The 22735-nt window shown below is 46.2% G+C and carries 25 protein-coding genes, 1 riboswitch and 1 other annotated feature; of the genes, 14 read left to right on the top strand and 11 right to left on the bottom strand.

Features of this window, described 5'->3' with window-relative positions; translation table 11 throughout:
- Nucleotides 1–3: 3 nt before the first annotated feature.
- A complete protein-coding gene (locus tag MBEAL2_RS21155; protein ID WP_047154237.1) occupies nucleotides 4–3093 on the top strand; it encodes an efflux RND transporter permease subunit in 3090 nt (1029 codons plus the stop codon).
- A gap of 53 nt (nucleotides 3094–3146) precedes the next feature.
- On the opposite strand, the gene MBEAL2_RS21150 is transcribed toward MBEAL2_RS21155, so the two are convergent.
- Nucleotides 3147–3539, bottom strand: coding sequence for a globin domain-containing protein (locus tag MBEAL2_RS21150; protein WP_047154236.1), 393 nt, complete (start codon nucleotides 3537–3539; stop codon nucleotides 3147–3149).
- A gap of 171 nt (nucleotides 3540–3710) precedes the next feature.
- Entirely contained in the window at nucleotides 3711–3896 is a 186-nt protein-coding gene (locus MBEAL2_RS21145; protein ID WP_047154235.1) for a hypothetical protein, read from the bottom strand.
- A gap of 232 nt (nucleotides 3897–4128) precedes the next feature.
- On the opposite strand from MBEAL2_RS21145, the gene MBEAL2_RS21140 reads away from it, so the two are divergent.
- On the top strand, nucleotides 4129–5337 hold the full coding sequence (locus tag MBEAL2_RS21140) for a hypothetical protein (protein WP_047154234.1): 1209 nt from the start codon (nucleotides 4129–4131) through the stop codon (nucleotides 5335–5337).
- 132 nt (nucleotides 5338–5469) lie between these two features.
- Nucleotides 5470–5919 carry a hypothetical protein gene (locus MBEAL2_RS21135; protein WP_047154233.1) on the top strand — a complete coding sequence of 150 codons (450 nt, stop codon included), beginning with the start codon at nucleotides 5470–5472 and terminating at the stop codon, nucleotides 5917–5919.
- 46 nt (nucleotides 5920–5965) lie between these two features.
- Here MBEAL2_RS21135 and MBEAL2_RS21130 read toward each other — a convergent pair whose 3' ends face one another.
- Nucleotides 5966–6967: an inorganic phosphate transporter gene (locus MBEAL2_RS21130; RefSeq protein ID WP_047154232.1), complete on the bottom strand. Its 1002-nt coding sequence runs from the start codon at nucleotides 6965–6967 to the stop codon at nucleotides 5966–5968.
- Nucleotides 6968–6984: 17 nt separating this feature from the next.
- A complete protein-coding gene (locus MBEAL2_RS21125; RefSeq protein ID WP_047154231.1) occupies nucleotides 6985–7605 on the bottom strand; it encodes a DUF47 domain-containing protein in 621 nt (206 codons plus the stop codon).
- A 262-nt stretch (nucleotides 7606–7867) separates the two neighbouring features.
- Here MBEAL2_RS21125 and MBEAL2_RS21120 point away from each other — a divergent pair, with 262 nt between their 5' ends.
- Nucleotides 7868–8755 carry a Rossmann-like and DUF2520 domain-containing protein gene (locus MBEAL2_RS21120; protein ID WP_047154230.1) on the top strand — a complete coding sequence of 296 codons (888 nt, stop codon included), beginning with the start codon at nucleotides 7868–7870 and terminating at the stop codon, nucleotides 8753–8755.
- 66 nt (nucleotides 8756–8821) lie between these two features.
- Entirely contained in the window at nucleotides 8822–9694 is an 873-nt protein-coding gene (locus MBEAL2_RS29560) for a phosphatase PAP2 family protein (protein WP_052947883.1), read from the top strand.
- A gap of 330 nt (nucleotides 9695–10024) precedes the next feature.
- Here MBEAL2_RS29560 and MBEAL2_RS21105 read toward each other — a convergent pair whose 3' ends face one another.
- Nucleotides 10025–11179, bottom strand: coding sequence for a metallophosphoesterase family protein (locus MBEAL2_RS21105; protein WP_047154228.1), 1155 nt, complete (start codon nucleotides 11177–11179; stop codon nucleotides 10025–10027).
- Nucleotides 11180–11775: 596 nt separating this feature from the next.
- Here MBEAL2_RS21105 and MBEAL2_RS21100 point away from each other — a divergent pair.
- The 5 genes from MBEAL2_RS21100 (at nucleotide 11776) to MBEAL2_RS21085 (ending at nucleotide 13844) form a co-directional block, all read left to right on the top strand.
- Nucleotides 11776–12039, top strand: a complete 264-nt coding sequence (locus MBEAL2_RS21100) for a DUF1659 domain-containing protein (RefSeq protein ID WP_047154227.1) — start codon at nucleotides 11776–11778, stop codon at nucleotides 12037–12039.
- Nucleotides 12036–12251, top strand: a complete 216-nt coding sequence (locus tag MBEAL2_RS21095) for a DUF2922 domain-containing protein (RefSeq protein ID WP_047154226.1) — start codon at nucleotides 12036–12038, stop codon at nucleotides 12249–12251. The genes MBEAL2_RS21100 and MBEAL2_RS21095 overlap by 4 nt, the downstream gene beginning before the upstream one ends.
- Nucleotides 12252–12271: 20 nt before the next feature.
- Nucleotides 12272–12418: a YvrJ family protein gene (locus MBEAL2_RS30515; protein WP_082130078.1), complete on the top strand. Its 147-nt coding sequence runs from the start codon at nucleotides 12272–12274 to the stop codon at nucleotides 12416–12418.
- Between the two features lie 142 nt (nucleotides 12419–12560).
- Complete coding sequence (locus tag MBEAL2_RS21090; RefSeq protein WP_047154225.1) at nucleotides 12561–12986, top strand: DUF533 domain-containing protein; 426 nt, start codon at nucleotides 12561–12563, stop codon at nucleotides 12984–12986.
- A gap of 57 nt (nucleotides 12987–13043) precedes the next feature.
- Entirely contained in the window at nucleotides 13044–13844 is an 801-nt protein-coding gene (locus MBEAL2_RS21085; RefSeq protein ID WP_047154224.1) for an enoyl-CoA hydratase-related protein, read from the top strand.
- A 47-nt stretch (nucleotides 13845–13891) separates the two neighbouring features.
- Here MBEAL2_RS21085 and trpS read toward each other — a convergent pair whose 3' ends face one another.
- The 5 genes from trpS to MBEAL2_RS21065 all read right to left on the bottom strand — a co-directional run bounded on the left by trpS (nucleotide 13892) and on the right by MBEAL2_RS21065 (nucleotide 16765).
- Nucleotides 13892–14875, bottom strand: a complete 984-nt coding sequence (gene trpS, locus MBEAL2_RS21080; RefSeq protein ID WP_047154223.1) for a tryptophan--tRNA ligase — start codon at nucleotides 14873–14875, stop codon at nucleotides 13892–13894.
- A gap of 44 nt (nucleotides 14876–14919) precedes the next feature.
- Nucleotides 14920–15131: a binding site (T-box leader), on the bottom strand.
- A 52-nt stretch (nucleotides 15132–15183) separates the two neighbouring features.
- On the bottom strand, nucleotides 15184–15402 hold the full coding sequence (locus MBEAL2_RS21075) for a hypothetical protein (RefSeq protein ID WP_047154222.1): 219 nt from the start codon (nucleotides 15400–15402) through the stop codon (nucleotides 15184–15186).
- Between the two features lie 108 nt (nucleotides 15403–15510).
- Complete coding sequence (yhfH, locus tag MBEAL2_RS30510) at nucleotides 15511–15648, bottom strand: protein YhfH (RefSeq protein ID WP_152667880.1); 138 nt, start codon at nucleotides 15646–15648, stop codon at nucleotides 15511–15513.
- A 241-nt stretch (nucleotides 15649–15889) separates the two neighbouring features.
- Nucleotides 15890–16309: a DUF948 domain-containing protein gene (locus MBEAL2_RS21070; RefSeq protein ID WP_047154221.1), complete on the bottom strand. Its 420-nt coding sequence runs from the start codon at nucleotides 16307–16309 to the stop codon at nucleotides 15890–15892.
- Between the two features lie 99 nt (nucleotides 16310–16408).
- Nucleotides 16409–16765 (bottom strand): hypothetical protein, encoded by a 357-nt coding sequence (locus tag MBEAL2_RS21065; protein ID WP_152667879.1) that lies wholly within the window; start codon nucleotides 16763–16765, stop codon nucleotides 16409–16411.
- A 5-nt stretch (nucleotides 16766–16770) separates the two neighbouring features.
- A riboswitch (cyclic di-AMP (ydaO/yuaA leader) is annotated at nucleotides 16771–16897 on the bottom strand.
- Nucleotides 16898–17070: 173 nt separating this feature from the next.
- On the opposite strand from MBEAL2_RS21065, the gene MBEAL2_RS21060 reads away from it, so the two are divergent.
- The 4 genes from MBEAL2_RS21060 (at nucleotide 17071) to MBEAL2_RS21045 (ending at nucleotide 22015) form a co-directional block, all read left to right on the top strand.
- Nucleotides 17071–18207, top strand: coding sequence for a hypothetical protein (locus tag MBEAL2_RS21060; protein WP_047154219.1), 1137 nt, complete (start codon nucleotides 17071–17073; stop codon nucleotides 18205–18207).
- Nucleotides 18208–18382: 175 nt separating this feature from the next.
- Nucleotides 18383–19351 (top strand): S8 family peptidase, encoded by a 969-nt coding sequence (locus MBEAL2_RS21055; protein ID WP_047154218.1) that lies wholly within the window; start codon nucleotides 18383–18385, stop codon nucleotides 19349–19351.
- Nucleotides 19352–19390: 39 nt separating this feature from the next.
- Nucleotides 19391–20278, top strand: coding sequence for a DUF1444 family protein (locus tag MBEAL2_RS21050; RefSeq protein WP_052947882.1), 888 nt, complete (start codon nucleotides 19391–19393; stop codon nucleotides 20276–20278).
- Between the two features lie 303 nt (nucleotides 20279–20581).
- Nucleotides 20582–22015 (top strand): hypothetical protein, encoded by a 1434-nt coding sequence (locus MBEAL2_RS21045; RefSeq protein WP_047154217.1) that lies wholly within the window; start codon nucleotides 20582–20584, stop codon nucleotides 22013–22015.
- 18 nt (nucleotides 22016–22033) lie between these two features.
- Here the strand turns inward: MBEAL2_RS21045 and yyaC are convergent, their stop codons facing one another.
- Nucleotides 22034–22615, bottom strand: coding sequence for a spore protease YyaC (gene yyaC / locus MBEAL2_RS21040; protein ID WP_052947881.1), 582 nt, complete (start codon nucleotides 22613–22615; stop codon nucleotides 22034–22036).
- Nucleotides 22616–22735 lie beyond the last annotated feature (120 nt).

Genomic DNA, 22735 nt, shown 5'->3' with positions numbered 1-22735 from the left:
AGGATGGGAAAATTTATTGAGTTCTGTCTAAAGCATAAACTTATTATTTACTTGCTGACTTTTTTTATTTTATTTGCGGGGACCGCTTCTGTTTTTACGTTTAAACGGGAATTGATGCCAGAAAGAAATTATCCATGGATTAGCGTTACGGTTTCCGGCACGCCAATACCTGCGGAAGAAATAGAAAATAAAGTGACGGACCCGGTAGAAAAAGAAATCAAATCAATAGCGGACGTTAAAAATTACCGTTCGACAACAACGGCAGGGGCGGCTTCTTTCAATATTGAAGCAGAGGATGGGAAAGGTGCCAAGGTAAAGCAGGATGTAGAAGCAGCTGTAAACCGGCTGCGGGGTTCTTTCCCAAAGAGCATTAAGGATGTCATCGTTACACAGGAAGGGAATCAGGCGACTGAAATTCTGATGGGCGTCGCTCTGTCCGGTAAGGATGTCCCCGTCCTTTATAACCTGGCCAAAACAAAGTTTAAAAGTGAGTTTGAAGCTGTGGACGGCGTCAAAAAAGTTGAAGTTTCGGACACAAACATCGCAAACAAGATTCAAATTACATTTAGGCCTGACCAACTGCAGGCACACAACATCGCGCCGGGGGATGTGGCCGGACAGCTCCAGGCGATGAATCTTAAACAGGCAATCGGCACGCTAAAAAACCCAAGCTTCAATACCGTCGTCGAAATTGACAACTCACTAAAAACGGTGGAGCAGATGAATGGGCTTCTCATTAAAACGTCGCTGGGCGATGTCCCTCTTTCCAACCTGGCTGCTGTTGAAGATTTACGCGGCAAAAAGAAAGATGCGATTAACAGATACAATGGACAGGAATATGTCGACCTGTTTTTGACGAAAACAACGGGCAGCGACATCATTGGTACGTCGGATAAAGTAAAACAAGTAATTGATAGAATCAATAAGGAAGCCAATGGACAGTACAGGATGACTGTTTACGTCGATTTCGCTTCTTTTATCAAGCCGGCAATTAGTAACTTAAGCCGGGATTTAGTCATTGGCGGCGCGCTGGCCATTATCATTCTCTTTGTCTTTCTAAGAAACTGGCGGGTAACGCTCATTATTTCTACTACGCTTCCGCTGTCTATCATGATGACATTCATCGGGATGAAATTCGGCGGTTACAACATTGACCTCGTTACCTTAATTTCACTAAGTCTGTCAACAGGATTAATCGTAGATGCCGCTATCGTCGTCCTCGAAAGCATTTACCATTTCAGGGAGAAAGGAAAAGAACTGCAGGAGTCCATTAAACTGGGCGTGAAGGAGGTATTAACCCCGGTTCTCACCTCCCAGCTTACGCTCATTGTTGTATTCATTCCGCTTGTCGTTTCGGGCATCGGGGGAGCCGGGTTTAAACCGATTATGATAACCCTGGCGTTTACCATCACGGCAGCGATTGTCGCGTCCACGATTTCGGCGCTGCTCTTTGTCCCGGTTTTTTCTAACGGCTTTCTTAAGAATGACAGGAAAGCACAAAGTGAAGGTGAACAAACGAGGTCTCGCCTGACCCGCTTCTTCACCGGCCTTGCGGCACTCGCCCTGCGCCGTCGGCTTGTAACGGTTGCTCTTGCTGCTCTTTTGCTTGTTGGGGCGCTTTTGCTCACTCCTTTTGTAAAAAATGAATCGGTGGGAGATGTGGATGAGAACCATGTAAGTGCCGGCGTCGTGCTGCAGAAGGGAGAAACAGTAGAAAGTGCGCTCCCGAAGGCGCTGCAAATCGAAAAGAGCTTCAAATCCATTCCGGAAATAAAGGATTTATACGTGCGCACGAATGAGAGCGCCATTGATTTGGACATTAACCTTGTCAGTATGGAGGAACGAAAACGCCCGAAGGAGCAAATTCTTCTCGACGTTAGCAATAAGCTGAATGCGATTAAAGGAATCGACAGAGCCCACGTTAACTTTGGAAACAGCGGCCAGACTCAGCCCGGGGTCGAGCTTGAAGTAAAAGGAAAGGATACAGAAAAAATCCGCCAGCTCTCAGATAAAGCAGTGGAGATGCTCGCTGCGATACCGGGTGTAAAAAACGCCCATAGTGACTTCAGCGCAGGAGAGGAGAAGCTCACCCTCACGCCGAAACAGGACGTTATGAATCAATTCGGCATCACACAGCAAAGCCTGATGAGCCAGATTGGCGGCCTTATTAACGAGCAGGCTGTAACGAAATTTACGGTGGAGGATTTAGATTTGGACGTTGTGGCCAGGTATCCCGAGAATTTAATGAAGCATCCTGAGCAGCTGCGCCAGGTGACCATTGCGACACCGAACGGCCTGAATATTCCGCTGGCTGACCTGGTGGATTGGAAATACAGCAAAGCCTTAAAAAGCATTGCCCATAAAGACGGAGATCGGATTTCGAACGTGAGCGCTGAAATTATCGGCTCCGATGCGGGAACCGTCAGCCGGGAAGTGGCAAAGAAGCTCGCTTCGATGTCTCTGCCGGAAGGATACAGTATTCAGATGGCCGGAACGTTAAAACAGCAGGGGGAAAATGCCCAGAGTGCCCTGCTTGCTTTCCTGGCGGTCATCGGCATGATTTACCTTATCATGGTCGCGCAGTTTAACCGGCTCAGCCATCCGTTTATTATTTTGCTGTCGCTTCCGATGGCGGTTGTCGGCGTTGTTGTCGGCCTAGTCGTGACGCAGCGCCCGCTCACGGAACTCGGCTATGTCGGGATTATTATGCTGGTCGGCATCGTCGTATCCAACGCGATTTTGTTAATTGATCGGATTAACCTGCTCCGTACGCGCGACAAGATGGAGCTTGAGCCTGCCATTCTGGAGGCGGTGCGAAACCGGGTGCGCCCAATTTTAATGACAAAGCTAACCGCCATCCTTGGCATGCTGCCGCTTGCGCTCGCTATGGCGGAAGGCAGTTCGCTTGAAGCTCCTATCGCTACGATTGTTATCTTCGGCTTGATTTTCCATACGCTAATCACGCTTGTTCTGGTGCCGGTGTTGTATTCGTTGTTTGAGGGCCTGCGGATGCGGATAGATAAACTGAGAAGCGGGAGAAAGCGGGGAAGAAACAAGGTGGATGAAATTCCAGAAATAACCCACGCTTCGTAACGCAAAAAGCCATCCCCTCTGCCTGTTTGGCAGGGGGGATGGCTTTTTTCTTGCTATTCATCAGGCGTATTAACCATGTGGTGGGCGACCTGAATCAGCCGGTTATACATGTATTCACGGGGCGGGCCTTCCATTCCAATGTCATCCATCGCTTCTTTCATGAGCTGCAGCCAGCGTTCCGCCCGTTTAGGGGTGACAGGGAAAGGCATATGCCGGGCGCGCATCATCGGGTGTTCATACTCGTCACTGTACAGTGTCGGCCCTCCAAGAAACTGGGACAAAAACATAAACTGTTTTTCTTCTGTTAATGTTAAATCTTTAGGAAATATAGGGCTAAGCAAGGGATCCCTGGCTACTTTCGGATAGAAGGCGGCCACTAATTTTTTTATCGTTTCAGCACCGCCGATTGCATCGTACGGGCTTTCTTGTGGTGAATAAAAAGTCATGAAAAAGTTACCTCCAGTTTTATACTTCTCGCATCTTTCTCTATAGTAAGTATACCTCATAATAGCATACATAGAGCGCGTAACAAGGTGACAAGGATCACACGGCAAATAAAAAAAGCCCTCGGAAAGCTGAGGGCTCTGGTGAAATCCAGGCAAAAGACGTACGAACAGTTAGCCGACCGCAACCAGTTTCTTTTGTTCCTGTCCGCACAGTATGCTTGCGTCGGCTTCTTCACCGGCTAGCCGGTAGGCAGGAAATGAAGGATACCCAAAATCAATAATATCTCCACAATGAAGGCAAATGCCTGGTATGGCTCCCTCTTTACTGATGTTTCCGCGGTATGACATAATGGACATTCTACTCTCATGATAACCTCCGTATAAATAAAAATTTAACAACAGAACAACAATCATTATTATGCCACGACAGTGAAGTGAATTTTGTCAAACGATAGTAGTCTATTCCTTCTATGCTTCTTCTATTTTTGTCGAATTTGTCGAAAATGTGAACAAAACAGACCGATTGTTTTTTGATATGATACAGTAAAGAGAGCAGCATTGTATATTCCGGCCAAGGGAGATGAGCATAATGGAAAAGCAAGCCTTTGTGAACAGCATGGCCTCATTGCCTGATCCGGCACTGCGCCTGGTGGTGGCAATGATGGGAAAAGCGAATGTCATTGAACTCCTCTCAGGAAAACTGGCAGCAACCTTTGAAAGAGAAGCGGCTGCACTCACCAGCCGCTCCAGAAATGATTTAATTCTTGCGCTGCTCCTGAAGTTCAATCGAATGATACATAATGAGAAAGTAATGTATACCACGAAAGAAGATTTGGTTCACAATACGCTCACCATTGTTAATAAAGCCATTCAGGAGCTTGAGAAGGCCGAGAAGGAGTTCCAAGGTGATACTCTCTTTGATTTGTTTGTTTATGAGGGTGAAAAGGTAGAACAAGTCCGCCATGAAGAAAAAGAAATCGAGCTGCAGGCAAATCCGGAATTGCTGGCCATCTATTTACAGAGGCTTTATGAACCTGATTTAGGCATGCTTCCTGTGATTTCAAATCAGCGGTTGCGGGAGCGCATTCTTCCTTTTGCTCTATATTGTATTTTTCTATGGGGAAAAACAGGCGATGTGGACAAAACGGAAGAAGCCGTTCAGGAATTCTTAAACTTCTGGCAGGAGAAAAAAGGGATTTACGATCATATGAAGCAGAAGATGGATGAGCATACATACTCTATAGAATTGGAAGAGAGATTGCTTGAGCAAAAACAGGGAAATATCAAAGTATTGCAAAAGCAGCTGGATCAAATCGCGGATGAGCGTGAGCAGGCAAAGCTGGCTTTAGGACGGAGACTGCCACAGGATATAAATAAATTCCAGGGTGTTTTTGAAGGGAAGGCAAAGCTGCTGCTTACGAGGCTGGGAAAGCTGGAGGAGAAGAAACAAACAGGAGAGGGCGAGGCGGAAGAAGGGCTGCTGCGAATGCTCTGGCACAGAATTGATAGTACGATAACAGACGCACAGGCTGAAAAGGAGAGCAAGCGTCTTGCTCTCAAGCTTGTTGACGAAATGATCGCAATGAAAAGAGAGATTACAACGCTCCCTCTATATTATATGGACCGAATCAAGACGATCCATGATTTCGACAGTAAAATTCAAGAGATTAGAAGATGGCGTTACCAGCTGGACCAGGAAGTACAGGCCCATAAAGATACGATTGCCCATCACAAAACACATCGGGGCACACTGGAACAGCAGTTAAAAAATTGGGAAAAAGAATATTTTCTATCCTAGAGCTGTCCGCATGCGGGCGGCTTTTTCTATTCTGTGCTTGCGGGAAGGGAAAGTTGACAGGCAATAGGCATAATCAGGGGAGGGACAAGAATAAAATGTAGAAACGTAAAAGATGGAAGGGTGGGGACCCGTTTGAAGGGAAAAATAGGAAAGTACATCTTAGTATATGGGTTTATATTAATGAGCCTGTATCTTGGATTTACTAAATACCAGGCTTATCAGTCTGAGCAATACGTATCCGCATTCAGAACCTTAAAAGGGGAGGAGACAGTCGACCAGCTTGCCGGCCTGTATAAAGAAATTATTGAATACCAGGCGACGTACAAATTAACACCACAGGCAGGAGCACAGCTTGTACAGAAGCTGCTGCTTACAGGCAAGCGTCTGAAAGATGTCGACCAGAAGCTGAAAGAGAAATATTCGGCCCAGCATGTCGACTTCTCCTATGTATACCAGGATTTATTTCTTGTAACGAAGCAAATTCAGGACAAGGCAAATGACGCTAAGCTCAGTGTTATGGTCGTTCATGCGGTGGAGGGGCTCGGCAATGTGAAAATACAAATCTATAGATGCGACAGATGAAAAAGAGGAGTACAGCAAGGGACGTCCCCTGTGTACTCCTCTGTTGCTATCGGATGAAGAGAGCGATTAGTTTGTAAATGAGACCGGCCAGGAGGGCGGATATCGGCAGCGTAATAATCCACGTAATCACAATCCGGCGGGCAACGCCCCATTTTACTCCTTTTACCCGCTTTGCAGCTCCGACGCCCATAATAGCGGAAGAAATAACATGGGTTGTACTGACCGGCAATCTAAGTGCTGTAAAACTGAAAATAATAAGAGCTGATGATAAGTCTGCCGCTGCCCCATTAACAGGCTGCAGCTTCATGATTTTTCCGCCGACGGTTTTAATAATTTTCCAGCCGCCGATGGAAGTCCCAATCCCCATGGAGACAGCTGCGCCTGCACGGACCCACATTGGAATATCTGTGGATGTTTGATAATGTCCCGCAATAAGGGCCAGGGTGATAATTCCCATGGCTTTTTGGGCGTCATTCGTCCCGTGAGTGTAGGACTGAAGGGCAGCTGTGAAAATTTGAAACAAACGAAACCCACGGTTTGTTTTTCCTAGGCTGAAGTTTTTAAAGATGGCATGGAAAAGGCTCATCATAAGAAAGCCGACAGCCAGTGCAATAAAGGGAGAAATCACGAGTGCTTCCAGTATTTTAATAAAGCCTGTATAGTTAATCGCGCCCGTACCGGCCGAAGCGATGGCAGCTCCGGCAATTGAACCGATGAGTGCGTGCGATGAACTGCTTGGAATACCGTAATACCACGTAATAAGGTTCCAGGCGATGGCGGAAAGCAGCGCGGCAAGGACAACAATCGAACCGTTCTGCAGTGTAAAAGGATCGACAATATCTTTACTTACGGTTTTCGCGACACCCGTAAACGTCAGCGCACCAATAAAGTTCATGGAGGCGGCAAGCAGGATGGCCGCCCGCGGGCTTAGTGCGCGCGTGGACACAGAGGTCGCGATGGCGTTGGCTGTATCGTGAAATCCGTTAATAAAGTCGAATGCCAGCGCCAGAATAACAATACAAATAATGAGCAGCAGTGTAGTATCCATAAAAAAAGAGCCTCTCCTTACGCGTTTCGCATGATGATGGTCTCAAGGGTATCGGCCACATCTTCACAGCTGTCTGAAATACTCTCAAGAAGTTCATATAACTCTTTGTACTGGATAATTTTGATCGGATCTTTTTCTTTACTGAATAACTCTTTAATACTAATACGGAGCAATTCGTCGCACTCTGATTCAAGAGCATTGATTTTAATCGCATGCGGACGGATGTCCATTAATTTTTTCTTCGTCAGAAGCTTTGCCGACTTCGCTACTTCTTCTGTGCTGAGAAGAATTTTATCAACAAATTGCACCATGTAGTTATCTGCCCGGGTAATGTTGTACATTTCAAAGCGGGAAGCACACTGCTCCATTCCATCGAGGATATCATCCATCGTATTCGCCAGCTCCAGGATATCTTCCCGTTCCAGCGGTGTAATGAATGTTTTGTTGAGGGCTACGATAATTTCATGAATGTATGTATCCCCCTTTGTTTCAAACTCTTTCATTCGCTTTGCGAATTCTTTCAAATCCGCTTCATTCTTAATTTTAAAATCGACAAAGTATTGAGCTGACTCTCTAACGTTTTCAGCTATGTTTGAGAGCATGTCCAGAAAAACATCTCTTTTCGCCGAAAAAATCATGCGACAAAACCTCCGGAATTTTTTTTCATACAATCTTATTTTATCAAATCGTGTCGAATATTGAAATCTTAATTAAAAATTAACCCAATTACAATGCGAACATCACAAATTTTACACAAACCTAATAATTAATCCGCGGTTTAGCAGGCGGAAATCGGAGAATCTGCTTTATAAAAAATTTCCCTACTTTCTCTTCCTTATTCATGTGAGCTGTTTAAGTGGTATACTGTTTGGAAAAAGACGGAGAGAGGGGAATGCAGAAGTGGCAACGATCGGATTTATTGGCTCAGGGCGCCTGGGAACAGCGTTTGGGCTCTACCTGGCGGAAAATGGGCAGCAAGTTTCAGGTTACTATAATCGAACGCCCGCCAAAGCGCGGCAAGCGGCTGGCCTGTTTCCTTACCACTGCGAGGCTTTCAGTTCAATGGAACAGCTCGCGGTGCAAAGCGACTGGATTGGCATCACAACGGCGGATGATGCCATTCCTGCGGTCGTTTCCCGGCTCGGGGAAGCGGGAGCAGTGCTGGAAGGGAAGCTTATTTTCCACATGAGCGGAGCGCTCTCATCCGGCGTTCTTCATCCTTTACAGCTTCAGGGAGCGAGGATCGCTTCCCTTCACCCGCTGCAATCCTTTGCGGACGCCAGATCGGGAGCTGCCGCTCTCAAACATACAGTGTTCAGCGTTGAGGGTTCTCAGGCGGCGGCGGAACAGCTTTCCGCTATGCTGACGAACTTACGTAACGAGTACTTTGTCATTACGGCAGAACAGAAGCCGCTCTATCACGCAGCGGCGGCGATCGCATCGAACGGGATGACGGCCGTGATTGATTATGCCCTTTCTTTAATGGGTGCAGCAGGAATACAAGAGGAACAAGCGCTTTCATCGCTGCTTCCTCTCATCGAGGGGAGTTTGCGGAATGTAAAGGAGAAGGGAACGGCCAGAGGGCTTACAGGGCCTGTTGTCCGCGGGGATGCCGGAACGGTTCAGGAGCATATAAAAGCGATGGCTAAGCTTGCTCCCGAACTCATCCCTTCCTATATGGAGCTTGGCCGCCTGACGCTGCGGACAGCCCTCCGCGAACAGCTGACTGATTCAGGCCGTATTCAGCAAATGCGAGAGCTATTTGAAGGAAAAGGAAGTTTGGAATAAAAGGATGCGCGGTATGTAGCTATATGACTGTTTATTATATAGCTGTCTGGAAGAGGGTGAACCAGCATGTATCCGCGCTTTTTTCTCGTACTACTGATAGCAGCCGTTATATCGATAGAAATCGGTTTTAATAGCTTGTTTATCATTCTTCTCCTGCTCCCTCTAACTGTTGATAGACGGGCTAAAGAGAGAATTCTTTATACGGGTAGGGAAGACTGGTATACGAATGCAGGGCTGCTGCTTATCATAGGTTTTATGGGAGTGCTCTCGACTTCTATTTTTAAAACAAATGATGCGCTGCACAGGTGGGCAGAGAAGCAGCCGTTTTATACTGATTTGAACCACTGGATGGCTTCCATCCCCTATAATGATGGTTCTTTTCTCTGGTTTCGGGGACTTACCGTAACGGACCCGTTTTACAACATTTATACAATTGGATTTATCGGCATCTATTTAATTTATGCTGTATACGCATTCGCGACGGCGAACCGGCAGATGCTCGTCCGGCTGCTATTTGTTAACTGGTTTGTTCACGGGGTAATCGCGCTTCCTTTTTACCTGTTCTTGAATGTCCATGAAGTTTGGTCGACTATGGGTTACAACTGGGGGCATGTCCCTTATTCCGTAAAAAACTGTTTTCCAAGCCTTCATACATCCGTCGCTTTTTCCTGCATGCTTCTTGCGAGGCGGGAAAGCCGGAGCTTCGCAGCCATATGGGGAATATATGGTGCGCTTATTATATTTACTACATTATATTTGCGCATTCACTGGGTTATCGATGTCCTGGGTGGACTCGTTCTTGGATGGGCATTGTATACGCTTGCCAATAAACTGGCTCCGTATATGCTTGTGCGCCTGGAACGGAGGAGAAAGAGGGCGCCCCGGACCACGGCGCCCGTATTGCGGACTTCAATATCAATCTTGCAAAACCGGAAGTAGAAGGGGGGCTTTGCCCCTCTTTTATTATGCGCTGGCAGGCGGATCGTCATATCATTCAACAGCTTCGTAAGATACATCTGCTCATATTCCTCAAAACAGAATTTCACCCCATATTCATACAGCTCTTTTTCCTGCTTGTTTCTTCTCACAAGATAGCCAGGCAGCGTGATTGTCTCATCCATAATCCTGGTTTCAAATTCCAGCACGATATACGGGTTAACGGGAAGCTTAAGGAGTATGAACGTTCTCATAAAGTATTACTTAACATAAATAGCGTAAAAAACGGCTCAATAAGAGCCGTTTTTGTCTATTCCTTCTTGTCCAGTTGGGTTATAGATTCCAACTTTTGATTACTTTTGTTGGACCGTAATTTTCATCAAAACCATATGCGTCAATATGGACTTTACCGCTTTGATATACTTTGACAGTAACCCATGAGTACATGCGGTCGGATGCTTTGCCTGTTGCATGATCGGATTCAAATGGTGATCCTCCGGAACCTACCAACACTTGATATGCTTTACCGCCGAACGGTTGGCTCACATTGAAAATATGTTCATGACCACTGAAATAAGTAGCTTTGTATTTTTCGATAACATTCCAGAACGCTTTAGCTTCTTCCGGGTACGCATCTAAACCGCCGGCTGCTGATGCTGTGTTATCATATAAATATGTAGAGGCCATTTTATGTCCGAATACGAAAACGTGTTTCACTCCGCGTTTTTGAGCAGCCGCCAAATCTTGTTCTAACCAGGCTGTTGGTGCATGGGAATCATTTCCTGAAGGATCCGTATTAATAACCGCAAAATGAGTACCTTTGTAATCAAACGAATAGTCTAGCTGTTTTTGATCGCTAGTGACTTTGTCTGAAGTTCCCAACTGTGGGACATTATTTGGATCGAAAGCACTAACATCTTGACCGTTGATCTGTTTAAACCGTTCTTGATCGATGATAATGTCGCCCATGTTGTCTCTCCAAGTATTTTCGTTGGCAACAGTCGCCTTTTTCACAGTTTTACCTTTCTCATCCGTATATTTATCCTGTACTTCATGATTGCCTGGAACAGGAAACACATAAGTGCCGTTTTCAAACATGTACGACATCATGCCACGCCAGAAAGCATATTGCCTATTCAATACATCAGTATTGGAATTAGGTGTGTATCCCATGATCATATCACCGTTAAAGAAAAGCATATTGGTTTTTTGTTGGTGCATTTCCCTCATCATTCGCTGAGTCGCCTTACTGTTAACCAACCATTTGTAATCCTGTTTAGACAAACCAGGCAATTTGGAAGGATCATCTGCTCTATCATCCCCTACAGATGAAAATGTAAACAATAGCTCGTCCTGCTTTTCAGACTTTTTATCTTGATTTTGAGACTCTTTAGAATGTTGTGGCGTTGTTGCGGAAACATATCCAATGGCAGAAACCATCAAACTGCAAGTGACGACCACAGCAATAGCGATCTTACTCTTTTTCACACTAATTCCCCCTAATAAAAAATAAATTAATTTACTTATTATTCTATAGCTGAATTGTTAAGTTTATTGGCGTCTTAAATAAATAATATGTTAAAATTCGGGAATTTTCAGTGCCGCCGTAACATTTCTCCCTCCATCTACGAGTTGTCATTAGTGCAGGTTCTTTTATTATCTTCAAAGTATTGGTGTGGTGAAAAGAGCCAATATGGATTTGAAATAATCGTTCATTTTATTTATCGATTGATAAGGTGTAACATAGGGGAGGATTTCAAAACAAGGAGTGGAGCAGCATGTCAAATCTTTCACTTTTCGATAATGTTAGGTTAGTGAAACATGGTATTGAGCTAACGAGAATCGATAGTTAAATTAACCGCTCTTATCACGGGTGGTTTTTCTTTTGGTCAAAAATCAACTTTTAAACAATTAATTGTATAAGGCTTCTTTTAAATTCGTTAAAGTTACTTTTATCCTAAATATTTCCGAAAAAAATAAAATTATTGAAAAAGAACAAGGTTGTCCCGCCGCTGGAAACTTACACGGAATAATAGAGTAGAACGGCTCAATGAAGCCGTTTAAACAGGAAGGGAGGGGAGAAGATGGCAGTAGTTAGCGTAGCGAAGTCAAACCAGATGGCGCTTGTGTTACAGGATGGAACAGACGAGAAAGGAAAACCGAAGCTGAAGCGAAAAACGTACGGAAATGTTAAAAAAAGATGCGGTACAGCAAGATATTTACGACATTGCAGCTGCATTATCCGGGCTTCAGTCCTTGCCGTTCGCCGGGGTCGAACAGACGGTCCAAACAGAAATTGGTCTTGCGTAATGATGCATACCAGAGAGGGAAAGGGGGAGCATAGATGAAAACGTTAGAGCTTGTCTTTACAACAGCAGGAGGTGGTTCAGCTCGGCTGAGCGTTCCGGAGCCTGTACTGCCGGTGAACCAGACGGAGATTAACAGCGTAATGGATTTGATTATCGCCCGGAATGTATTTGAGACAAACACAGGGGCATTCACTGCTAAAAAAGCGGTGCGTGTAGTTGACCATGCAGTGACGGACATTCCTCTGAGCTAAAGGCGAAAGGAGGAAGGCAGATGAACGAGTGGATTACGCTGATTTCCAATGTTGGATTTCCCGTAGCTGTCACTCTGTATCTATTAATCCGCATTGAGTCCCGCCTTGAACAATTGACCGGCTCCATTGCCCAATTGTCACAAAGCATTCATTTAATGAAGGAATAGAGTGAGAAAGGGGGCTTCCCGGTGGGAAGCCCCCTTTCTGCGTTCCATGTAAGGGAAAAGGTTACGAATTAGACACCAATTTAACATTGAAAACGTGCTATAATAAAATAAAAGCGTTTTCAATAAAGGAGGACCTTCTTTGATGAATGAAATGGTGGATGCGGCGGAGCATCCAAAACTGTATGAGATCCGCCTTCTTATATGCGTTGCGCAGGCCGACGGATATCTGGATGAATCAGAGAAGGAGAGAATTTTTCACCAGGTAAACCTTGATATCTTCACTGTGCGCGAACGCCAAATTTTCCACGATGATATAGAAAATCCGAAGAAACCGGCAGATCTGGCAGAAGAGGTAAGCCCTTATTTGTCGCGGGAAGATAAGCTTATGCTCATTAGAAAGATGTTTAAGCTTGCAGCACTCGACAAAGACATCACGGAAGAAGAAACCGGGACGGTTTATTTAATCGCACAATCGCTCGGAATTGAAGCCGAGAAAGTAAAAGCGGTGGAACACTGGGTTAAGGAAGGTGTTTCCTGGGCCGCGAAATGGAAAGTCATCATCTCTTAGATATAGAGCTTTTTAACCATATATAGAAGGATCGCAGAACAGAAGAGGAGGGAACTTATGGATACGACGCAAACAAATGTAGAAAATAAAATTTCGCTTACAAGAGAAGGACATCTGGCTCTCGTGACGTTAAACCGCCCTGATGATTTAAACTGCTTCGATATGGATATGCTCGCACAGCTTGAACGAGCGCTTGAACAGATTCGGTTTGATAAAGAGGTGCGGGTCGTTATTTTTACAGGGGCCGGTGACCGATCATTCAGCACCGGTGCGGACCTGAAAGAAAGACGAACAATGACTGAGGCGCAGGTGCGCAGCTTCATCCATAAAATCCGCTCGGTATTCGATCAGGTAGAAGAGCTTCCACAGCCGACAATCGCCGCAATCAATGGTTTTTGTTTTGGCGGCGGATTTGAACTGGCGCTTGCCTGTGATTTCCGCTATGCGGCTGATACAGCGAAGCTTGGCATGACCGAGGTAAGCTGGGCCATCATTCCGGGAGCGGGAGGAACGCAGCGCTTGCCGCGCCTCATTGGAAAGGGAAAAGCGAAAGAGCTTATTTTAACCGCCCGAAAAATCGATGCGGCCACAGCGGAAACACTGGAAATTTTAAACGGCGTAGCGACAAAAGAAAACCTGCTTGCCAAATGCACCGAACTGGCCGAGGAGATTATGCAAAACGGACCGCTCGCAGTTATTCAGGCCAAGTATGCGATTAATTACGGTTGTGAGGTCGATTTGAAAACAGGCCTGAAAATCGAGTCCAAAGCATATGAAGTCATTATTCCGACAACCGATCGCATCGAGGCGCTGAACGCGTTTAGTGAGAAGAGAAAGCCTGAATTCAAAGGGGAATAAAGAAAGAAGCGGGGAAGTTTACATGAACGATCCCCGCTTCTTTTTTATTAAAACGTGACAAGACCCATATTTTTGCGCGCTTTATCCATCGTTACGGTCGCAAGCGCGGAAGCGCGCTCAGCGCCCTTTTTCAGAATGTCGGAAAGCTCCGGGCTTTCCATCCAGCGTGTATACTCCTGCTGGATCGGCGCAAGGGTAGTAACGACAACTTCAGCCAAATCTTTCTTGAAGTCCCCGTAGCCGCGCCCTTCATAGCGGTTTACAATGGTTTCGATTGATTCGCTGCTGCACGCGGCATAGATAGTAAGCAGATTGCTGACAGCCGGTTTGTTTTCTTTATCATAACGAACCGCTCCTTCCGAATCAGTGACGGCGCGTTTTATTTTTTTCTCGATTGTTTTCGCATCGTCGAGCAGTGCGATATAGCTTCCGGCATTCGGATTGCTTTTGCTCATTTTCTTTGTTGGGTCATCAAGCGACATGATGCGTCCGCCGAATTGCTGAATCATGGGCTCCGGAATGACGAAAGTCTCCCCGTATTTGCGGTTAAACCGCTCGGCTACATCACGGGTGAATTCGAGATGCTGTTTCTGATCCTCACCAACCGGGACATGGGTTGTGTTATAAAGCAGAATATCGGCCGCCATTAAAGCAGGGTATGTAAGCAGGCCCCCGGTTACGACGTCTTTTCCTTCTGACTTATCTTTATACTGGGTCATCCGCTCCAGCTCGCCGATGTATCCGGTACATTGCATTAACCATCCTAATTCAGCGTGCTCAGGAACCTGGGACTGGATAAAGAGAATCGCTTTCTCAGGATCAATCCCAATGCTGAGATACATGGCTGCCAGCTGCATTGTATATTCCCGAAGCAGAGCCGGATCCTTCGGGACGGTTAATGAATGCAGATTGACGATACAATAGATGCAGTTTCCCTCTGTTTGTAGATCGACGAACCGTTTCATGGCTCCGATATAGTTTCCAAGGGTAAAGCTTCCGCTTGGCTGTACGCCTGAAAAAATTTGTTTCATGTCTTATACCACTCCTTTAGATAAATAGAAAAAGCCCTCCATCCGCAAGGGACGAAGGACCGTGGTGCCACCCTAATTAACCGGTTATGCCGGTTCACTCCATTCCTGATAACGGCAGGAAATCCGCCAGCGCCTACTTTATTGTTCAGCGTGGAGCTTAGAAGCCCATTCAGCCGGGAAGCACGTACCGGATTCGCAGCTCCTCCGGCTCTCTGTAACGTCTTGTCCGCTTACTATTCTTCCTCATTGCTGATATTACGTATAATTGACATTATCATATCTGAAATAACAGCGTTTTTCAAGAGCGGCTACATCACATTGTTTTTATGAAGCTCCTCATAAATCCGCGGGACTAGTTCCCGGGCAAACAGTTTTTTCTCAGACAGTGGGGACGTTGGATCACAGTTTTGCACATAGCCGTAAATAAAGCCTTCGAGTTGTTCGTATGACGGCTGCCAGGAGGGAAACCAGCGCTTGACCTGCTGCATAATATCAGATTGCAAGGAACCTACCGTCTTATTATACATAATACACCTCTTTTCCATATTTGCCTTACCTTTTATATACCCAAAAATAAAGCACCTCCCCAGCGCAGGAAGGTGCTTATTCGTTCTCATATTGTTTTCTTTGCTCGCTTACGCGGGATAGTTGTTCTTAGCCTCACACTCATCACAGCTTGTTTTGTAAGATTCTGCTTGCTCAGACATAACCGCACCGCAGTGAGCACAGCTTTTCCTGGGAAGGTTGTTGTAGAATTCAGAAACTGGTTGCATAGCTGACGCCTCCTTTTTTTTCATTGTAATATAACAGTGAATATTAATCAAAAACCTGTTATACAATATAAACGTTGTTTTTTACCCTTAATCCTCATTTTTCGCTGGAATGCTCCATTATTCAGATTATTTTGTTGTTTTTCATTTGCCCTTCTTATGTTTTGTTTCCTCTCCTGGCTGTATACATTAATATGAGAAAAGAAAAAGACTCCCTGCTCGAGAACAGGGAGTCTTTTTCAGCCTATTTCGTTGTACGGAGGGGTGTCTTTTTACGCAGCTTATCAATCCCCTGGTAAATGCTAAAACCTGCTGCGGTCCACTCACTCATCTTATCTGTCCACTTCATATCTTTCTTCAATACTTTATCCTGCAGGCTTTCTGATGCAAGGGTAACCCCCCTTCCGATGGAGTCAACCGCCTCAAAGCTGCTGTCCAGCTTATCCATTTTTTCAGCGATGTCACCTGAAATCCGGTTGATTTCGCTGAGGGAAATATCTACGCTGGCCATCAGGCGATTAAGATTGCCCTGGACCTGCTGCACCGTGTCATCCGCGTGCTTCACCAAAGGAATCAAATTCTTAAAAAAGATAACCATATAAACGGTAAGCACAGCCATGGCGATGGCGATGATGGATACCCCAATTGTCATTGCTGTTTGCATTCCATTACCTCCTCAGCAAGCTGTATGTAGTGTTTTTACCCCTGGCCGGCAGCCAATAAACAACCCCGCCGTAAATGTACAGGGGGGTGAAATGATCGGTCATTTTTTGATGGTGATTACTTTATTATAATGGCCGGGTTGTGAATAATTCGGTTCACATAAAATAATCACCTGATTTTCTTCTTCGTACATGGAACTTACTTCCATTGTTCCGATACTTTGTGTGTTAATGTCCAGGCAAAAATGAAGGCACTGGTGTTTTGTTCCCATAATTTCCGCAGAGACCTTTTTTAAGATACCCGTGAACTCTCTCTTTTCATTATTTGTTTCTACGGTTACCGTTACTTTCTTTCCTGTGAGTGCAGCGAGGAATTTCTTTGCTTCTCCCTGTAACACTTGAAGTGTCTTTGGTCTGTTGTCTCTCCTGGTTAATACACTCCTAAAAAAACTAACCATAATTCCTCCCTTAGTTATTTTGCCTGCGAGGTTAGCTGACGGGTTCGGACAAAAGGTATGGCCCTACACCAGTGGTGATTCACCCCAATTACATGGTTCCCCCGCTCCATATGGATTCGGCGATTGAATCATGATTGGAATATCATACTGCAACATATAAAAAGTTGTCAATTGGATTTTTAAAGGATCGGATACCGTGCTTTGGATGCTTTTCCAAATGGAGTTTTACAAGTAAAATAGAAGAGGAAAATACCTTGCAGGTGGACAATGTAAAGGTAAGGATATGCAACAGGGGGAATGGATCAATGGTAAAACAATTCTTGCGTCGGGTATTTTCTCCCAGAAAAGTTGAAGAGGATACGGAGGAGCTTCTTCCGTCCCGGCAAGAGAGTGAGGAAACCCTCTCTATACCGAAAGATACGGGGCGGGTATTGGAAGAAATACGGGCAGAGCTGCTGCAAGAGGAAAAAGAAGAGCAGCCATTCACATTGCTTATAACGAGGGAAAAAATCGATCACCATAATTATAAGGAAGCGGTTGGCCTTGTTAGTGAAATTATGGAGGAAATACAGGAAGGGACCCGCAGATTCGCCCGAATCCAATTGAAAATCGATCAGGAGCTTTCTGTGCTGCAGGACGAATTTCTTGGCAGGCGCATCGGGAAGTATATCGATGCAATCGAAAGAGAAACGTATGATGCAACGGCATTGCTTGACTGGCATCATGAAGAGACAGTGAGCATTTACCAAACTTTCGTTATGCCCGCGCAAATTCAAAAACAGGATGCTTTTATTCAAAGCCGGGTGCTGATGCTGCACGATACATGTGCCGACATGGGCTGGGATTACCGGGAGTTATCAAAGCGGTTCGCATCGTCCCTTGGATTTATTCTCGCTGACGACTATTTTGATTCCTTTGAAGAATGGCTTGATAAGATGGAACGAATGCCTGAGGCGGCTGCAGAGGATGCTCTCGCTCCTGAGAAGGAAGAAAGCTCTCAGGATATTACTTCCTTTCTTATTTCCCGTGAGGAAGTTGAACAGGAAGATATCGGGCAAATCGCCTCTTTCCTGGACGGGCTCATCGCGGATAAGCAAAACATAGCCGCACGTAAGGGAAGTGTCGTTTTTTCTTTTTACGGTTTTTCAGGGGAGGTAGAAGATTTAATGATGAACCCTGCCGTTACGGCCTGGGCCAGCTACCTCGTTGAACGGTATCCGTACCTTTTTTATTTTCTGAACGATAGCCACGTCCCGATGACACGGTTTGTAACATCTATGGTTGTTTCGGCACAGATGCACGGGGATCAAATTCTTTTTGACCAGGAAGAACTGCAGGAGTTTCTCGGCTATATTCAGGGAGCGCTGGAGAACTTTTCCGAATGGGTCCATGAGGATGCGGAAATACTGAAGGCGGAATTTGCAGCCAAGCTCTCGACGTAAGTTAGGCGGATTTGCTGTAAGAAGAAGATGCATTTTGAGAGGCACCTGAGTAGGATAATAAAGAAAACTTGGCTAGCGCCAAGCCGTAGTAGGCGCTGGCGATGGCCTTAGTTGTCCTTATGTAGATAAGAAAGTTATACTTTCTTATCTACGAAAAAAATGGAGGTGCCTCTCCTTGAAAATCATATCATTTCCCCGCGACAAGGCTTTTCGCCGCTTTGCCGAGCAGATTCAAAACAAAAAAGAATTCGCCGGTGTTCGAGTGTTTAAGAATGTGCAATGCCTCTGCATCCCAGACAGCCAGTATGAATCTCACGCGAATTTGTTCCGCTCATCGGCGCTGCGGGTAGAGAACAACATCAAAGTCCGTCTCCATAGCTCAGATGAAATCCCGTGGGGGGTTAAGAAAATAGGAGCTCCAACTATATGGGAACGCTCGATGGGAGAAGAAATTAAAGTAGCGGTCATCGACACGGGAATATCGAGAAAGCATCCGGATCTTCGCGGCCAGGTGAAGGGGGGAGCTGACTTCGTGCCAAGAAGGAAAAAAAACGGAGACACAAGTTCGAGCGGGCACGGAACTCACGTGGCGGGAACGATTGCAGCAGCACTGAATCAACGCGGGATTGTAGGAGTGGCCCCACGGGCTGCTCTCTATGATGTGCGCGCCTTCCATCCGGATGGCTCCGCTGAAGTATCGAGCATTATTGCCGGGCTCGATTGGGCTGTGGAAAATAAAATCGACGTCATAAACATGAGCTTTGGAATGCCCGAAAATAGTAGGGCATTGCACCAGGCCATTAAAAGAGCGGCCGCTGCGGGTATCTATATGGTAGCGTCTGCCGGAAACAACGGCAAAGAGCTGGAGTATCCTGCCAGGTATCCCGAAGTCATCGCCGTCGGAGCGATTGACGAGAAGGGGAACCTCGCCTCGTTTAGCTCCCGGGGAAGAGGAATGAATGTAGCGCCCGGAGTAAACATTTTTTCAACGTGGTTAAAGGGCGGCTATAAGACGCTGGATGGGACTTCGATGGCTGCCGCCCACATATCGGGGGCAGCCGCTCTGCAGATCGCGCAAAGCAAAAGAAGGCAATCCGTCAGGAAAGTGAGGAGGAAGCTTCTCACCGTTTCTGTGTCTGGATAATACGAAAATATATCATGATATGAATAGGGACGGTACAATATGGAACGTGACAAACAAACGGAATTTGAAAACGAAATACGCCAAAAAGCAGCAGAAATGATTCGTACGTCCCTGACCGATGCCTGGAGAGTGGAAAGCCTGGCAGATCGTCGTGACGCACTGAAAATCTATCGTGCGGAAAACCCGGAAAGCAGTCTGCTTATCCAGCTCGGCACTTTATTTGAAAAAGTAGAGAAAAATGAATCGGAGCAAGAAAACATCCTATCCGCCTTTGCCGCCAATGTGAAAAAAACACTGGCACAGACAGGAAAAGAACATAAGATTAGAGGAAATGAAGGGCGCATTTATCCTGTGATTCGCCATGCATCTTTTCCCACGGCTTCCGACAGGAATGCCGCGTTCGTATTCCGCGAGCATACAGCCGAGACGGTTGTCGCTTATGCGCTCGATTTAGGGGAAAGCTATATCCTGATAACACGGGAGATGCTGCAAAAAGCGGGCATGACAGAAGAGGAACTACACCAGGCGGCGCTCAGCAACGTAAAAAAGCTGGAGAATTCGCCTTCAACCGATCGGATTGGAGATAATGTTTTTTATTTTCTTACGGGAAAGGATAGCTACAGCGCAAGCCGGGTGCTTGACACTGAACTGCTGGATACAATGGCAGGCCGCATGAAGGGGAAAATGGGAGTGGCGATACCGCACCAGGACGTACTCATTTTTGCTGATCTGGCGGATGCCAAAGGGGCCTATATGCTTTCCCAGATTGCCGTTGACTTCTCCATGCGCGGTACGATCCCGATTACTCCGATCCCGTTCATGTATGAAGAAAGCGTACTGGAGCCTTACATGGTTATGCGCAACCCTTCTTCCCGCCATAAATACCCAAGTATGGGCGGGAAGAAGAAACGTCCTTCAGATTCTTAAGAAAAGGGAAGTGCACAGTTTGTGCGCTTCCCTTTTTACATCTATATGAAATAGGTCTAAAATGATAAAACTTTTTATTTATTTCAAAAATACTGTACAAATTAAAAAATGATATGGTAGAATGCAAGAAATGGTATACAATATACTCTTTCGTTTTATTAAACCTATTGGCACTGTGAAAAGATTTCGAGGATCGTTAAGCATCTCAAAAGGATGTTTAATAGGAAGGAGGATGGCGAAAAAGACAAAAAAATAAAGAAAGCGCTTACCACAAATTGAGGGAATTGAGAAGGAGGACGTGAAATGAGCTGGGATGCAGCACATATTATTTATGCTCTGGGTGCCGTTACTGTCGTGTTAGCTATGCTTTTCCGTAAAGGCGTAATTATTCCTTCTCTCGTTACAACCTTCCTGCTGGGATGGGCGTATAAAGGCGGCCTGGCAGATGGAGCCATCGCCGGGCTGGCTGCGATTTACAATGCCAACATCATGGCTGCAAAAGAACTGTTCAGCATCATCCTGCTCATCGCTTTTATGGTAGGCATGCTGAACGCGCTGAAAGAACTGGGAGCCGATCAGAAAATGATTGTACCCATTCAAAGATTGATTATAAACGGCCATGTAGCGTACTGGGTGCTTGTCATTGCAACGGCATTGCTTTCCACTGCCTTCTGGCCAACACCGGCCATTCCTCTCGTGGCGGCTGTTTTGATTCCCGCAGCCATGCGGGCCGGGTTACCCCCGATGGGCATTGCCATTGCGATTACCCTGGCAGGCCAGGGGATGGCTCTGGCAGCCGATGCGCTTATGCAGGTAGCTCCTGCCCTGTCAGCGAAAGCGGCCGGTGCACCTCAAATCGTGGGAGCGATTTGGACAAAATCGATCGTTCTAACTCTTATTGTCGGCGGGGTGTCCACGCTCGTTTCATACGTACTGATTGCGAAAACGATTGTAAAGCCGGCTGGAAAGTCTGCAGATGCGGGTGACACGGAACCATTGATTTTCGCAGAAGGTGAAGCGGAAGCTGCAGCTGTCCTTGAATTCATGCCAGTTAAACAGTCCCAGCCATACGCTGTGTTTTTTGCCCTATTTACCGTTTGCATGTTTGTCCTCGATGTCATCGCCATGATTGTGTTTGATATTAAAGGCGGCGATGCGGGGGCGCTCATCGGTGGTACGGCAGCGATGATTATGCTTATTGCCACGTTTGTAAAGCACAAGGGCGATGCTTTTGAAGAGGTGGGAGAACGCCTTACGGAAGGTTTTGGTTTTGCGATAAAAATTATGGGTTCGATTATTCCGATTGCTGCGTTTTTCTTCATGGGCGACCACGAGCATTCCGCTATGGTGCTTGGCCAGGGTGCCCCCGGGTTCCTGTTCGATATCGTAGACAGTGTACAAGCTTATATTCCGCACAATGAATTTATCGCTGCTTTCGGTGTCATGCTGGTAGGAGTGCTTTGCGGGATTGACGGCTCCGGCTTTGCGGGCCTGCCCATTACCGGCGCTCTTGCGGGGGCTCTCTCTCACGGTACCGGAATGGATACGTCGATGTTAGCGGCCGTGGGTCAGATGGGCTCCATCTGGTCAGGAGGCGGGACCTTTATCGCGTGGTCTTCCCTGGTAGCCGTTGCGGCATTTGCAGGTGTGTCACCGATTGAACTGGCACGGCGAAATTTCCTGCCGGTTATAGCCGGCCTTATTATCGCAACATTCATCGCAGTACTCGTCTGGTAGCAGCAGCAAAAAAAGCCGTTAACACGGGTTAGGTTCCATTCCGTCAACGGCTTTTTTTTGCCAGCTATTTCTCAAGGCGGAGGCACCGACTAAGGCGGAGGCGATAACCTTGGCCATGCCGCGGACCGCTTTTTCATTCGCTGTCTGAAGCATCATATAATTGTAGGGGCCGATGCTGTTTACGATGGCTTTCATATGAATATCTCCAACCGGAGGAAGCTGTTTTTTAAGGCTGCTGCCTGGCAGCAGGGGACCTTCCAAAAGCTGAATATAGCCTATATGGTGCAGGTGGCCTAAGGAAGCGTCAATGGCAACAATATAGGGCTGCTCATAAATCGTATGAATGAGCAGCATTGTCTCCTCCAGATTCAATGCATGAACAGGCTGCTTAATCGTTCCGTGGATGAAGATGCTGCTATCTAAGGACAGGTCCTCGAGCAGCGTACCTATCATCGGCCCGAGGGCATCGCCAATTGCCTTAATCGTTCCAATGCAAACAATAACGACAGGCCGTTCACCAATAGAACGGAACAAAAGGCCGAGGCTTCTGCTGAGGGAAAGGGCAGCGTCACTTTCCTTATAATGCGTTTGTGTAATCACGTCCATCTCTCCAATACGTTAATAGAAACAAGTATAACATAGTACATCATTACACCGTTCAACCGCGTGCTCAAACGAATAGAGTTTCCGTATAAGCTAACTTATGGTATACAATATACA

It is taken from the genome of Aneurinibacillus tyrosinisolvens, from assembly GCF_001015055.1.
In the GTDB taxonomy this organism is placed as follows: Bacteria; Bacillota; Bacilli; order Aneurinibacillales; family Aneurinibacillaceae; genus Aneurinibacillus_A; species Aneurinibacillus_A tyrosinisolvens.
The sequence above is the reverse complement of the archived record's forward strand: the minus strand, read 5'-3'. Positions and strand labels throughout refer to the sequence as shown.